18 protein-coding genes and 1 tRNA gene are annotated in these 14,242 nt (G+C 40.0%); 7 read left to right on the top strand and 12 right to left on the bottom strand.

The window, feature by feature from the left end; all coding sequences use genetic code 11:
• Positions 1-271 precede the first annotated feature (271 nt).
• Together VJ09_RS17695 and tpx are read right to left on the bottom strand one after the other, a co-directional pair.
• Positions 272-1,066, bottom strand: a complete 795-nt coding sequence (locus VJ09_RS17695) for an ATP-binding cassette domain-containing protein (RefSeq protein ID WP_052807389.1) — start codon at positions 1,064-1,066, stop codon at positions 272-274.
• Positions 1,067-1,528: 462 nt separating this feature from the next.
• Positions 1,529-2,044: a thiol peroxidase gene (gene tpx / locus VJ09_RS12785; protein ID WP_044642087.1), complete on the bottom strand. Its 516-nt coding sequence runs from the start codon at positions 2,042-2,044 to the stop codon at positions 1,529-1,531.
• 417 nt (positions 2,045-2,461) lie between these two features.
• On the opposite strand from tpx, the gene VJ09_RS12780 reads away from it, so the two are divergent.
• The gene (locus tag VJ09_RS12780) at positions 2,462-2,782 is read left to right on the top strand and encodes a hypothetical protein (RefSeq protein ID WP_044642086.1); all 321 of its coding nucleotides are present in this window, start codon (positions 2,462-2,464) and stop codon (positions 2,780-2,782) included.
• Positions 2,783-2,796: 14 nt separating this feature from the next.
• Entirely contained in the window at positions 2,797-3,393 is a 597-nt protein-coding gene (locus VJ09_RS12775) for a YdcF family protein (protein WP_052807388.1), read from the top strand.
• A 30-nt stretch (positions 3,394-3,423) separates the two neighbouring features.
• On the opposite strand, the gene VJ09_RS12770 is transcribed toward VJ09_RS12775, so the two are convergent.
• Positions 3,424-3,828: a DUF309 domain-containing protein gene (locus VJ09_RS12770; RefSeq protein ID WP_044642085.1), complete on the bottom strand. Its 405-nt coding sequence runs from the start codon at positions 3,826-3,828 to the stop codon at positions 3,424-3,426.
• Positions 3,829-3,920: 92 nt separating this feature from the next.
• Between VJ09_RS12770 and VJ09_RS12765 the strand changes: the two genes are divergently transcribed.
• Entirely contained in the window at positions 3,921-4,142 is a 222-nt protein-coding gene (locus VJ09_RS12765; RefSeq protein WP_044642084.1) for a DUF1128 family protein, read from the top strand.
• A 98-nt stretch (positions 4,143-4,240) separates the two neighbouring features.
• Here VJ09_RS12765 and VJ09_RS12760 read toward each other — a convergent pair whose 3' ends face one another.
• Positions 4,241-4,636, bottom strand: a complete 396-nt coding sequence (locus tag VJ09_RS12760) for an acyl-CoA thioesterase (protein WP_044642083.1) — start codon at positions 4,634-4,636, stop codon at positions 4,241-4,243.
• A gap of 130 nt (positions 4,637-4,766) precedes the next feature.
• On the opposite strand from VJ09_RS12760, the gene VJ09_RS12755 reads away from it, so the two are divergent.
• From VJ09_RS12755 to VJ09_RS12740, 4 genes are all read left to right on the top strand, one after another.
• Positions 4,767-4,840: transfer RNA gene (locus VJ09_RS12755), tRNA-Pro, on the top strand.
• 158 nt (positions 4,841-4,998) lie between these two features.
• The gene (locus VJ09_RS12750) at positions 4,999-5,289 is read left to right on the top strand and encodes a YolD-like family protein (RefSeq protein WP_044642082.1); all 291 of its coding nucleotides are present in this window, start codon (positions 4,999-5,001) and stop codon (positions 5,287-5,289) included.
• A gap of 376 nt (positions 5,290-5,665) precedes the next feature.
• Positions 5,666-6,415 (top strand): YwaF family protein, encoded by a 750-nt coding sequence (locus VJ09_RS12745; RefSeq protein ID WP_044642081.1) that lies wholly within the window; start codon positions 5,666-5,668, stop codon positions 6,413-6,415.
• 215 nt (positions 6,416-6,630) lie between these two features.
• Positions 6,631-6,837: a hypothetical protein gene (locus tag VJ09_RS12740; protein WP_044642080.1), complete on the top strand. Its 207-nt coding sequence runs from the start codon at positions 6,631-6,633 to the stop codon at positions 6,835-6,837.
• 338 nt (positions 6,838-7,175) lie between these two features.
• On the opposite strand, the gene VJ09_RS12735 is transcribed toward VJ09_RS12740, so the two are convergent.
• From VJ09_RS12735 to VJ09_RS12695, 8 genes are all read right to left on the bottom strand, one after another.
• Positions 7,176-7,712 carry a cell wall hydrolase gene (locus VJ09_RS12735; RefSeq protein WP_052807387.1) on the bottom strand — a complete coding sequence of 179 codons (537 nt, stop codon included), beginning with the start codon at positions 7,710-7,712 and terminating at the stop codon, positions 7,176-7,178.
• Positions 7,713-8,109: 397 nt separating this feature from the next.
• On the bottom strand, positions 8,110-8,325 hold the full coding sequence (locus VJ09_RS12725) for a hypothetical protein (protein ID WP_044642078.1): 216 nt from the start codon (positions 8,323-8,325) through the stop codon (positions 8,110-8,112).
• 198 nt (positions 8,326-8,523) lie between these two features.
• Entirely contained in the window at positions 8,524-8,832 is a 309-nt protein-coding gene (locus tag VJ09_RS12720) for a luciferase domain-containing protein (protein ID WP_044642077.1), read from the bottom strand.
• Positions 8,833-8,881: 49 nt separating this feature from the next.
• On the bottom strand, positions 8,882-10,261 hold the full coding sequence (locus VJ09_RS12715) for an MFS transporter (protein WP_407689990.1): 1,380 nt from the start codon (positions 10,259-10,261) through the stop codon (positions 8,882-8,884).
• Positions 10,262-10,329: 68 nt separating this feature from the next.
• Positions 10,330-10,920: a TetR/AcrR family transcriptional regulator gene (locus VJ09_RS12710; RefSeq protein WP_044642076.1), complete on the bottom strand. Its 591-nt coding sequence runs from the start codon at positions 10,918-10,920 to the stop codon at positions 10,330-10,332.
• 122 nt (positions 10,921-11,042) lie between these two features.
• Positions 11,043-11,225: a hypothetical protein gene (locus tag VJ09_RS12705; RefSeq protein ID WP_044642075.1), complete on the bottom strand. Its 183-nt coding sequence runs from the start codon at positions 11,223-11,225 to the stop codon at positions 11,043-11,045.
• Between the two features lie 215 nt (positions 11,226-11,440).
• On the bottom strand, positions 11,441-12,865 hold the full coding sequence (lpdA, locus tag VJ09_RS12700) for a dihydrolipoyl dehydrogenase (protein WP_044642074.1): 1,425 nt from the start codon (positions 12,863-12,865) through the stop codon (positions 11,441-11,443).
• A 4-nt stretch (positions 12,866-12,869) separates the two neighbouring features.
• Positions 12,870-14,171: a dihydrolipoamide acetyltransferase family protein gene (locus VJ09_RS12695; RefSeq protein ID WP_044642073.1), complete on the bottom strand. Its 1,302-nt coding sequence runs from the start codon at positions 14,169-14,171 to the stop codon at positions 12,870-12,872.
• Positions 14,172-14,242: the final 71 nt, after the last annotated feature.

The following is a 14,242-nucleotide window of genomic DNA, read 5'->3' as shown; positions in this document are numbered from 1 at the left end:
TCTCTCTGTACAATAGAAACAAAGATGTTTTGAAAGGGGCTTTGGAGATGGTTTGGATGTCCATTATTGGGATATTAGAAGATAAACTCTCCCTAAAATTTATCGCGCTCACCTCCAGCACTCTCTTTTTGTCTCTGCTACCTTATTTGATTGGGATGTATGTGAATTTAAAAAGAAGACGTGTCAGTTAAGGACAACCACATATAATCAACTCCAACCGCTCAAAACGGTTGGAGTTTTTTTGAAAAAAGATAAGGTTATAAGAGCTGTGTTACTGTTGAGAAGTTCGTAGGTGAGAAAACGCTTGCATCGCATGGTACCAAGCGGCAACACTACCATCTGGAACACTTGCAGTTAACCATTTTCGCTTGCCATATCTACGACAAGATCCTTGTTCAAGTAACATGAGATCATCAGCACACTCGGCAAAATGTAAATCTTGGGTGACGATTAAGGTAATTCGATCTTTTGGTTGATTTTGAATCTCTTCTAGAAGTAATTGTTTTCCAAGGGAATCAAGCATATGAGTCGGTTCATCTAAAAGCAAATAGGGAGGGTCTGGGAGGAGAGCTTGCGCAAGAAGATAACGTTTTAATTCTGCACCTTGTAATTCAGATAATCGCTTTCGTCTAGCGGCAGCTAGTCCCCAACGAGCGATCATCTCCTTACACTTTTGTCGTGCTCTCGGAAGTTGATGAAAATAGGCAATCATTCGCAACGATTCTTCTACTTCCATCTCATCCATAATTTCGATGGTATCTGGTACATAGGAAATCCGTTGTTGTATAAAACTTGCCTGCGGATCTTGAAAAGCAGCTGCTTTGGACCACAGATGCTCGGAACCGAAAGCAATTCGCCCATCATCTGGTACCATCCAAGTTGACGTAACACGTAACAAAGTCGATTTACCAGAACCTTCTGGTCCTAAGACAACTGTAACACCTGGATGTACCGTAGCAGAAAAGTCGAGCAAACCTCGATGTGGATGAGAACGTCGACGATAAGTTGGATGGTGTTCTGTTTGTGACTGATACATTTTAGTAACATGTGACCATTCGATCCACAAGGATATCTCCACCCTTTCAGAAAAAATATAAGATGATATCTACCATGATAGCATGAGCTCTTTTTGGGAAAGATAGGTCACGTATAATAGACAAAAATCCTTCACTTTTTCTAACCTTAAAAAAGAATGCTCACTCCTATAATAGAATCCATTATTTACCTTTCTATAAAAGTCGCTTAATTCCTGTTATAATTTCCCCATATCACCAAAAATTATCACTTTTTAAAAAAACGGACTTATTTTTCACAAGTTCGTCTTATTTCTTGTATAACTTAGCATTTGCTCTAAATACCTCACGAACTAACTTACTATTCAAATTATTTATCACCGTACTGTCTCTCTTTATACTCTCCAATAACCAATTCAGTAGCTGCTTGGATATACTATTCAATTTTAAAAAAAATGAAAAGACCCAATCGTGTTGATGGGTCTTTTTTGAAAGATATAATTTGTAATCTAACTTTACAGAGCTTTTTTGGCTGCTTCCAAAGCTGCTTCATAGTTTGGATGATTCGTAGCTTCTGGTACGTATTCTACATAGGTTACAGTGTCATTGGCATCTACAACAAACACTGCACGTGCAAGAAGTCTCATATCTTCAATCAGAACACCGAAAGCGGTCCCGAAAGAAGCTTCACGATGATCAGAAAGAACTTTTGCGTTTTCAAGACCCGCTGCTCCACACCAGCGTTTTTGTGCAAATGGAAGATCCATGCTGATCGTTAGTACTTCTACACCATTCAGGTTGGCTGCTTCTTCATTGAATTTGCGAGTTTGGAGATCACAAACACCTGTATCTACAGATGGTACGACTGAGATAAGGCGTACTGCCCCTTTGCTATCTGCAAGTGTCACAGGAGAAAGATCATTTGCAAGGACGGTAAAAGCTGGTGCTTTGTCCCCTACTTTAATCTCTGGACCAACCAATGTTTTCGCATTACCTTTGAACGTAATAGCTGCTTCACGTTTCGTTGCCATATATGTACACCTCTTTAAATAGGATCGACTTTCTCAACGTCTTTTCCATTCTATCAAAAATTTGCATCCCCTGAAATGGTCGCTATGTATAGATTACATAAAAAGCGAGCTACCCTAGTTTGAGTAAAGACGATTGCTATGATTCATGGAGCGTAAAACGAGGAAGTGCCTGCCATATTAGCAAGTTCTTTTGTATAACTAGTGTTAAATAGTAGGAGCAGAGAAATATAATTAGACCTTATTCTACTAATGAAAAGGCTAACTATACATTTAATCTATCTATAACTCGTTGCATAAATCAAAGTTAGACATAGGCAATCCTCTGGCTTTAGGCTCATTATGCAATATGATCTATCTCATCTAACTCAACAGGTTCTATATGCTACAATATGACCCAGGGAAAGGAGCTGTCTATCATTGAACACTACCATCACTCCCCTAGCTATTGCCAAACTACTCATCTTACTTCATGACGAACAATCATCAGGTGAGAAATTAGCATTCCGTGTTATCCCTCTCACTTCAGGATGTAGTACACCTTCCTTTGCATTGGAGATTACGGAACGACATCCTGCTTGGGAAGAGGTTCTCATAGAAGGAATTCTGTTTACTTTTCCATCTGTAGATCGGGTTTGGATGGAGGGGCTTGTAATCGACTTTCAACATGAAAATAACCGATTTTCAATATACCACCCTAATCCACCATTTCTCTCTGATTGCCAGCTACCTCCTTTGTAGAAAGGAGAATTAAATTGTCTACCCTTTATACTTCTAAATGGTTTTGGATTATCGGAGTTCCAATCATGATTGTTATCATAACGGTAGTTGGCTTCCTTTACTGGACTGTTTCTCGCTATGATGACCTCGATTCGCTCCCACAGTCAGCTCCCAAAACCGCCATCGTACTGGGAGCTGCTCTTTGGGATAATGAACCTTCTCCAGCTCTAAAAGAACGTTTGCTAACAGCAAAGAAACTAATGGATGAAGGAAAAGTAGATCGCCTGATTTTAAGTGGTGGGCTTGGTTCCCGTGATCGACTAACCGAAGCAGAGGCAATGCGGCGTTTCCTCGTTGATCAAGGGGTTCCAAATGAGCATCTAATACTTGAGACAGAGTCACACAATACATTGGAAAACATCCAAAATTCAGTAAAGTTTTTGAATGGTTCCAAAGAAGTAATTGTGGTCACCCACGACTATCATATGTACCGTGCGCTTCAGATTACAAAACAGCTTCAACTGACAGCGGTTCCTTATCCAACTCACTCTCACGTACTTTTTGGTCCCTTCCACAAACTACGTGAGACGCTGGCGATCATGAAATACTATATTTCTGGAGAAATAAAATAAGTTACATTAATAGTAAAAGAGCAGTGTATCCTACGAATACTCAGGAAACTGCTCTTTTATCTGTTGAATTAACTGGTTATCTAATACTAGACGAAACGAATTCCATGGAGCATCATCTAGATCTATTTTCCCATTCTCCATCTGATCCTGGTATTGTTCTATCTTGGATAAGAGATCAGCTAAATCTACTCCTTCCCATGTACTCGGATATAGTGCTAACTTTCGTTTGGCTGCCAAAAGCATCTTCCGTGCTCCACCTACGTTACCATTACGATGATGATAGAGTGCTACAGCTACTTGCAGCAATCCCTGATAAAATATATCCCGTCCACATTCCAACCAAAGGTCCTCTAACACTTCATGACACTCGAAATAATCTCTTGTGGTGTGAAAATGGTAAAAAAATGCTAGATACTGCTCAGGATAGCTACTCACTATCTCCCACCTTAATCTTTCGGTTTTAAACTCTACATTTCTGTCTCTCTTTTCGCTACAATAGAGAGAACACTTAGGAAAGGATCGAATTCATGAATTTCCAAACTGCTTCTGAGGAAAACCTCGTCCTACTAGTCGAAGAGATCAAAAGCCGTCTCAAACTAGTAAACGCGTCCTTAATTCGCCCTGAAGACTTTGATCTTGCTAGCTATTCAGAGCTATTAGAGATCTATGAGATGATCGTCAAAAAGCAACAACTTACCATGATGGAAATCGAAGGCGTGCTGGACGAGTTAAAAAGCCTAAAAAAATAGTGCGAGAAAACGCCCTTGTAGAGACTTTCTTACGAGGGTTTTTCTATGAGTTTTAGCAGGATGGAATCCGGAATATTTTATTATCTCATAACCTTTCGCTATTTCCCAAACCACTTCGCAATCTCCTCTGGTAATGGTCTACTTTTGCGCTCCTTCAGATCAATGGTCACACTCGTCACTTCTGCCTCAGCCACTAATTCCCCTTGCTCATTAGAAATTGTTTGGTAAAAAACAAAGCTACTTCTTCCACGGTGTTTCGGCTCAGTAGTCACAGTGAGTTTCTGTCCAAGGGTTGCCTCTTTGCGGTAATCAATCTCAATCCGTACGGTAACAGTACCAATTCCCATCTCAGTCAGCTGATCAAATGGCACGCCTGCCTGGTTATACCAAATTTCACGGCTCCATTCGATATATTCTAGGTATTTTGCATTATTCACATGCCCCATTACGTCGATTTCGGTTGGACGAACCTCTATCTGGATACTAGTTTTCATCGTTATTTCTCCTCCTTTTCTTTTATCTTAAACGATTAGTCTTTGAAATAAATGGTTGACTTCTACTCGGAAAGGGAGTATATTATTCCTTGTGGTTACGAACTAACACCATAAACTGGAAAATTGATAACGGGACGTGGCTCAGCTTGGTAGAGCACCTGGTTTGGGACCAGGGGGTCGCAGGTTCGAATCCTGTCGTCCCGATCATGAAAAAGACTACTCCATAATGGAGTGGTCTTTTTTGTTGTATTCAGAATGAACAAATCTCTGGAAAAAAATTCTGTTCTTCCTCTTGTCACGAACGTTTGTTCTAGTTATAATGAGAACAACTAAACAAGAACACGCGTTCGGAGAGTGATACCATGTTAGAAAATCGCTTTGTACACCCTGGTGATTTAGATTGGATGCGACAAGATGATCCTTGTCAATCCACTTATACTCCTGACGATTACTTATTACTTAGCATTCGTATCCAGCAGGCATATGAACAGAATCGTCCATTACTCGTCGTCTGTCAGAGCCAATTTGGATTACAACAATATTGTGGCTACATAAAATCCATTGATCCAGAAGAACGCCATCTAATATTACGAAATGGCACGATCAAACGTGAGATTGATTTTGGATTGGTGATGAACGTAGAGGTTTTATAATCTAGCTTTATTTTCAGAGGATATAAAAAAGAGAGCTTTCTACTTAGAAAGCTCTCTTTTTTATATCTCACTTCCAATTATCTTCTACTACTCCATGATCTAGTTTGGATATCTCTATTTTCTCATCTCGATCCCTCCTAAGTTAAAACGCAAAAACAATACTCATGGGATAATATAGTCGCCTTTAGGTTAAGATAGTTACATCAGTTTGAATAAAGAACTCCAGTAAATGAAAAGCCCTTGACGAATCCCCTCTTTAACATACATATACTAAGTATAAATTTCTTCATTTTTCATGTATTTTTACGAATTAACAAAATAGTATAAAATATTAATGAAAACTAACTCAAATTCACTCTCTAGAGGAGGCAGTTTGATGGGAAACTTTCCTGAGTGGTTTCGTTACCGTCAGACAGATGACCCGTTTATCACATTCTCTAGTGTTCATCTTTGGACCATTTTTCTATTTTTTTTGGGTCTAACGCTCCTATTTTGCTCTCGTCATTGGCTAAAAAAAGAACGGATTAACACGACAATACGCTATCTTTTCGTTTTCTTTCTTATTTTTGGAGAGCTGTATTGGTATATCTGGAAAGCACCCCAAGCAAAATTGAACTTAGCCAGCGATTTACCACTCCAATTATGTAGTATCTCAGGATTCATTGCTATTTATGTATTTCTAACCCGACAAAGAAAGCCATTTGACTTTCTCTACTATATTGGCATTGCAGGTGGTACCTTCGCCATCCTCACACCTGAACTACCTCATAACTTTCCTCACTTTCACTACATTGGCTTTATGCTAAGTCATATTACGATCGTCTATGCTTGTTTCTTTTTGTTGTGGGTAGATGATTGGATACCATCTTCCAAAAGCATTATTCGAACTTTTTTCTATCTCAATTCAATTGCTCTGTTTGTTGGACTCATCAATTGGGGTACCGGTGGAAACTACATGTATCTAGCTCGTAAACCACATTATCCAACACTTTATGATTATTTAGGTCCACATCCATGGTATATCCTTAGTTTAGAGATTGTCGTTCTCTTCGTTTGCCTTATCATGTATTTACCATTTAAGAGAAACCGGCTCCATAATTCCAAAGAGAAACTAATGTCTAGGTAGATACTGTTGTACCGCAGTATCTACCTGGACTTTTTTATGATTTGACATACTTTTCGTATAAATACGATTTGTTTTCCACTATACTAAATATGTGGACTATGTCCAACTCATCCTACAGATGATGGGCTGGACATAGTTACGCTATTTATCCTCTGATGAGATAAAGTAACTAAATCCAGCCTCCTTTTCTGTAGAGATTCAAGGAGGTCATTATCATGGCAAAGAAGAAGAAACGATCCAAAAGCAACGCAACATTATTTGTAATTACAAACATGAATACAGAGGATGAAATCAAAAAAGGCGATAAGCGGCAAATGCGCTGTGGTGAATGTGAATACTATACGGAACATAAGGCAATCTCCATCCGTCCAAACAGATGGAAGTGTCTCGAATGTGGTAGTAAACGACACGACATCTACTAAATAGTTTTTTATTAGCCTTTTTTGTAATAGATACTATCCAACTGGATAGTATCTTCTTAATTAATTGTAGATAAACCACTTCTGATCACCATGTTTAGAAGTGGTTTTTTTATTAGTTGAAGGGAAATCGCCAATTGACGTACATTATACAAATTTATAATGAGCTTGTTCCATAAATCAAGTTAAACATAGGCGCACCTCTGGCTTTAGGCTAATTATGAACATAATAAAAAGCAACACCACTTAACCTTCGACTTCTTCATTCCCCTTTTTGGTACCAAAAATAAATAGAGAGACACCAAGTGGTATCTCTCTATCTTGCAATAATTTGGGGACTATTAGTCAGGTAGACGTTCCCACTGCCAGCCATTATTGTTGTATCCGTTATTATAATTGTCATAGTTGTAGCCATTGTTATAACCGTTGTTAAAATTGCCATAGGTATAGCTGTTATTTGTGTAGCCATTCCGTTGTGGCGGCTTCTTTTTCTTTATGGCGAATGCATGCTTACCGATTGTTTTGATCGTTACAAGTTCGTTTTTGACCCAAGGAGATGTTGCAGTTCTTGGGTTGAAGAAGAACAGTGCGCCACCTGATGGATCAGATCCATTAATGGCATCCTGTACGGCTCTTTTGGCACTTTCATTTGGTTGCTTCCACCATATAGAACCATTTGTAACTGATTCAAAAGCACTTGGTTGGTAAATAATCTGGGATATTGTATTAGGAAAGTCTGGGCTTTTTAATCGGTTTAATATTACTGCAGCCACTGCTACTTGTCCTTGATATGGCTCCCCTTGGGCTTCGGCAAATACCACTCTCTCCAAAAGTTGAATATCTGCCTGACTATAACCTCTAAACATATTAAAAAACATGATGATCACTCCTCTTATGATGTGAGGAGCAATCAGCTGGCTCTGCTGATTGCCCCCTGTATTCTTTTTTCAAAGTAGAAAAGAAAATACAGGGGACTACCAGCAGAAAATTATTGCAAGAGAGGAAAGAGTATTTTTGTACTCTTTCGAATTATTATTCTACTATAAAGATAAGAAAAAGGAAAGAGAGATTTCAGAAATTGGTTCAATGTATATTGGAGGTCGGCAGAGGCTGTGGTTTTTTTGTTTTACGATATAACATATAAAGGAAAGGAAAGAGCCTGCTATCATGGTTGTAAAATAATCCAAGAAAGCAGGCTTTTTGTTTATTTATATCCCAAAAGGGTTCTTGTGAACTACATCGCCATTGAAATGGGCGAATTCCCGTTTGCAAATCTTAAAAACAACCGCCACCGCCATCAAATCCACCGCTACAACTATCAAATCCACTGCTAAATCCACTACCTGAACAAAGAGTACCATACACCATGGATTCAGAATGGGTAGAATCATGACTACCAAGTTTATTTTTGTTTTTTTGAGCATTTTTCTTTTTTGATTTGTTCCATCGGAAGAAGTCGAGAAAAGAGCTTCTTTTCTTTGTTTGTTTCATCAATACCAGCTCCTTATATTCTGAATTGGTGGAGCGCTACTTTAATTATTATTATATCGACTCTTTTTCTCTCAAAAGAAAATTGATAAATATTTTATATTTTGCCTGGCAACGAAAGAGGTCTAATAGCCTCTTTGTCCAAGTGAATTATTTTATTTGGTTCATCTCTACTTATCTCCAGCTAGTAGTACTTTTTTATTATCTTTTAGCAGAAAGTCTGTCATATTGCATTTTAAACAGCTTTAGCAAGTGTGGAATATCTTCCTCTCCTTTCATTCGAAAACTTACCCATCCTGAGTTTGGAAGAACGTGATGCGGTTCTGCCTGTTTTGTTTCAATGAGTTCATCTCGAACAGATTTAGGGAATGGAAGATCAGCAAGTTGCTCTCCATGAAGATGGCCTAATTCTTTATTTTGATAACGAAATTCTACTCCTCCAAAACGATGTTCATGCTCACTGACTCCATCCCAACTAAGAAGATACTTTCTTAGTGTTTCTAGTATCATTCGTCCTCACCTTTCCTTATCTATATATTCAGATGATGAAACCCAGCCTCTAACCTTCCAACGGGACACTTTTCCTTTCTACTTTTCCAAACTGCAAATAATAAAACACCAGAATCCCTACATGTAGCATAGTAAGAACAAGAAAAATATTGCTATAAACAGAGCCGGTAGGATAAAAGTTGATAGGATTGAATCGAACATCAGAACCAAGATCGACCACTTTACCATAAACGCCTGAAGCCACTGCTCCTGCAATGAAGTTGATCATGGATAGTAGTCCCATTCCCACTCCAGCCTGTTCTTTATGCAAGGTCATAGATACGGAGTTAGCCAAAGCGATCATCATAAATGTTTGCCCCACATTACCAAAGATCAAAAAGATTGCAATCCATACAGCAGATACTCCAATAAAAGTGGAAAGCAAGCTAAAGCAAGCCACTAATGATCCAGACGCAACAAAAAAGAGAAATGAATTTCCTTTCAAATCTGCCAATTTACCGCCTTTTCTACCTAAAATGGCGGAGGCTATCGCAGCAGGAACCATAACAAACCCAATCCAGCTAGGTGTTAGCTGATGTACATGAGCCAACAATAATGGACTTAGAAAATGAAGGGAAAATCCAATTCCACTTATGAGAAAAGCAATCGTTAACCGAAGAGTATAGCTTTTATTTCGAAACAACATAGGTTGAACAAACGGTTCCGAAACATATTGAATACGTAGGACGAACATTATACCAGTGATCAAGCCGAAGATTGGAAACCACCATATACCACTTGTAACACCTAGTAGTAGGAATGTTACTGTAGTAGCTAACAACATACCGCCAATCCAATCAAAATTACTAGGTATCCCCTCTTGCTCATCCTTTAGATATTTACGATAAAAAGGAATAGTAATTAAAATGAGCAGAGAGATACAAAACAACCAGCGCCAATGTGTCACACTTACAATAAAAGCAGAAACAACAGGGCCAAGAGCACTCCCAAGAGATAAACCTACAAAAGCCATTCCTGTCGCTGCACCTCGACGTTCTGGAGCAAAGTATCGAACTGGAATTAGCATAGCAGTTGCTGGAATGACTGCTGCTCCGATCGCCTGCAAGCACCTTCCGACCAACACCATCCAAAAAGTTTGGGACACAAGACCGATTAGCGAACCAAAGGCCATAAATCCCAATCCATACGTTACTAAGTTTTGGAGTTTGTATCGATCAGCCAACTTTCCATAAATGACAGTTCCGATGCCATATATCAAAGAATACGACGAAGTGACCCAACTTACTTGTGCAGTAGTAAGATGAAAAGCTTCACGTATGTCAGAAAGTACGAAATTGAACATCAACACGTTCATTGCTGATAGAGCCAGAGTAAACATCAAAATACGTATTAATTTCTCTCCTATTTGATTTGAGCCTTCGACCTGCAAACTCGATAACCACCTTTCGTTCCAAATCTTGACCGTCTGTACTGACTGACATTCTACTTTACAAAAAACTAGGGAGTTAAAGCCCTAGCAAATGTCTGCACACTCTCTGTTATAAATGCCTCTAGTGATATGGTTGAAAAATTGGTGTTGGCATCTAAGTTGTTCATAAAAGCGCCAAAGTGCATCATCATAAATAACATTGCCTGCAACTGTGGGTCTGTTTGAATTAACTTTTTCTTCTCATACATCGTGTTAAAATAATTAGTCAAAATTTCCAGCAGTTGTCGAGGATGCTTTTGTGTTCTTTCAAGAAATCCAGGTAAATGCCCTTCTTCCTTAATGCTGATCATAATCATTTTCCGGTTGCGATTCATCATTTCATGGTAGGTTCGGCTAATTAGAAGCAAATCCGTTTGCAAATCCCACACGAGCTTTTCGCTAAACAGCTTTGTCATTTCTTCGGCATAATGAAAACGGTCAAACGCTGATTCCAAAAGATTTCGTTTACTTCCAAAGTGACGAAATAGAGTCTTTTCGCTTAAACCCGCTGCCGAAGCAATTTCTTGGGTAGAAACACCTTTGTATCCTTTCTCGGCAATTAAATCGATCGCTGCCAATAACAGTTTATCACTACTACTAAGATTTTTACTGCTACCCATTCTCTCTTCCTTCCTGATGTGACTGTCAGCACTTACTGTCAATTTAATTGTATGCTAATTCGAATAAATTGGCAATAAACATTACACTATGATCTTTCCATCATCAAGCAACTAGCTTCTTACTAATCATAATCCCAATGCTCAAAAGCTCTTCCATCACGAACTCGATCTAAGCGACTCACTTTCGCTAGGTTCCATTTCTTATGACGATCATAATAGTGTTGAGCTTCTCTACGAGAATCAAAATAGTCACACTCCACCAAAACATCGATTTTTGCTTTAGGATTAATGGGCAAAAATCGCACATTATGCGTTGTCATGTAAATATTGTGAGCAAAAAACATTAGGAATACATAGACGAATATGTACTGGGGTTTCGTTAGTCTGTTAATAAGAAAAGGGACAAGTATTAGTATTTATATGATAGTAACACGGTTGCAAGCGCCTCGCCTTGTCCCCAAAAGCCGATGCTTTTTTAAAAAACCCCTCACTTCTGAAATAAAGTGAAGGGTTTTCTAATTTACCGTTTTTTATTCACTGAATGAATCGCATGACCAAAGATACCTTCAGCTGCTTCCATCGCTACTTCGCCCAAAGTAGGGTGAGGATGAATGGTTAGCTCGATATCTTCTGCATTCGCACCCATTTCAATGGCTAATACTGCTTCCGAAATGAGAGTGGATGCTTCTGGACCTACGATCTGAACACCAAGTACTTGCTTAGTCTCTTTGTCTGCAACGATTTGGTAGAAACCATCTGCGTTGTTAAGCGATAGTGCACGACCATTGGCAGCAAAAGCGAAACGGCTTACGATTGGCTCGTATCCTTCTTCTTTTGCTTGGTCTTCGGTTAATCCCGTGTATGCAATCTCTGGATCAGAGAAGATAACAAAAGGCATTGCTTGGAAGTCGATGGCACTGTTTTTACCTGCGATCACTTCTGCGGCAATTTTTCCTTCGTAACTTGCTTTGTGTGCAAGAAGATATCCACCAGCACAGTCACCGATCGCATAGATGTCAGCTGCGGTTGTTTTGCATTGGTTGTCGATTTTAATAAATCCACGCTCATCGGTTTCGACACCTAAGATATCGAGACCAATCTCTTCTGTGTTTGGCTTACGACCGATAGAAACCAAAGCATAGTCTGCTGTAAAGGTTTTTTGTTCGCCTTTGACAGTAGCTTTTACTTCGACGGAGTCACCCTTGTTTTCTCCACCTTCAACCATTGCTTCGGTAATGACAGTTACACCCAATTTTTTGAGCTTACGAGTTACCATTTTGGTCAGAGCTGCATCGGTACCTGGCAACAGAGACTTGGTTCCTTCGAGAATGGTTACTTCAGCGCCTAGTTTTGCATAAGCAGTACCTAGCTCTAGACCAATGTAACCACCACCTACAACAATCAGTTTGTTTGGTACTTCTTGCAAGTTCAATGCTTCGGTGGAAGAAAGAATGCGTTTTTGATCAAAAGGAAGAATGGGCAGTTCAGCAGGACGAGAGCCAGTCGCAATGATACATTGGTTGAATTTATAGGATTGGCTAGAAGTATCAGTAACGACACGAGCCGTTTTACTGTCAGAGAAGAATACATCTCCGGATACGATGTCTACGCCATTTCCTTTGAGGAGCCCTTTTACACCGCCGGTCAATTTCTTGACTACGCCATTTTTCCACTCCATCAATTTTGCCATTTGAACTTTAATCTCACCAGTTACTTCCAAGCCCACTTCTTCTGCTTCGCGGATGTGTTGAAAACGCTCTGAAGCGCTGATGATTGCTTTGGATGGGATACATCCACGGTTCAGACATACTCCACCCAATTCATCTTTATCTACGATCGTAACACTTTTACCCAATTGAGCTGCACGGATCGCTGCTACATATCCACCAGGACCGGCACCGACAACCAATACGTCTACTTCTTGTGCTAAATCTCCTACTACCATTTGATCACATCTCCATCATCAATAGATTTGGGCTCTCCAATAGGCTCTTCAGACGGGTCAGGAAGCGTGCTGCAACATCTCCGTCGATGAGTCGATGATCCACCGAGAGCGAGAGGTGGAGGATGGAACGAACTGCAACTTCTCCGTTGTGGACAACTGGTTTTTCTTTGATTGCGCCCACGCCCAAGATCGCAACTTCTGGTTGGTTAATAATTGGCGTAAAGAAAGTTCCGCCCATGTTTCCAAGGCTAGAGATGGTAAAGGTGCTACCTTTGAGTTCATCTGGAGCCAGTTTCATGTCACGTGCACGAACTGCTTTGTCAGTAAGTTCTCCAGCTAGATCAAAGATTGATTTGCGATCTGCATCTTTCAATACTGGAACCATCAGACCATTGTCGGTAGCTGCTGCCATTCCGATATGGTAGTACTTCTTGATCACAATCTCTTCGTTCTCTGCGTCGATGGAAGCGTTCAATGTTGGGAAGTCACGCAAAGCACCGACTACCGCTTTCATGATGAAAGGCAAATAGGTAAGTTTCACGCCACGGTTGGCAGCTTGTTCTTTACCCCATTTGCGAAGTTCGATCAACTCGGTCACATCTACTTCATCCATCAAAGTGATGTGTGCAGAAGTTTGGCGGCTTTCCACCATACGACGGGAGATCGTTTTGCGAATTCCTTTGAGTGGAATACGCTCTTCTTGTCCACCTGCTACAACTGCGGTTGGTGCTGCTGGTTCAGTTTTTGCTGGTGCTGCCACTTTTTCTTCTTCTTTTGGAGCTTCTGTTATACGAGTTTCTTCGCCATCAGCTGCAAATTTCTCTACATCTTCCGCAGTGATTCGGCCATGTTTCGCAGAGCCAGTCACTTTCGTAATGTCGACGCCGAGTTCACGAGCCAATTTCCGCACAGATGGCATCGCTAGAACGCGTTTTTTCTCAGTAGATTCAGCTGCAGGTGCTGGAGCTGCTGTTTCCTGAGCTTCTTGTTTTGCAATTTCTTGTTTTACCACTTCTGCACCAGGCTCTTCTTCAGCAGGAGCATGTGGATCTACAGGAGCATCGCCTTCAATATCAATTACAGCGATAGTAGAATGAACGAGAGCTACTTCCCCTTCAGCTACTTTCAATTGTTTTACTACACCAGTAACAGGAGAAGGAATCTCTACTACTGCTTTGTCCGTTTGTACTTCCGCAAATGGCTCGAACTCTTCAATCTTGTCGCCTTCTTTGACGAGCAACTTTACGATTTCACCTTCGTGGATACCTTCTCCCACGTCCGGCAACTTAAATTCAAATGCTGCCACGCTTATTTCCTCCCTACATGTATCAAACTGTGATCGTACTATTGACGTATTTGGTATGGCCTTGCCTCTAT

The organism is Risungbinella massiliensis (assembly GCF_000942395.1).
Classification (GTDB): domain Bacteria; phylum Bacillota; class Bacilli; order Thermoactinomycetales; family Thermoactinomycetaceae; genus Risungbinella; species Risungbinella massiliensis.
Note: the sequence above shows the minus strand (reverse complement) of the source record. Positions and strands in the feature narration are given on the sequence as shown.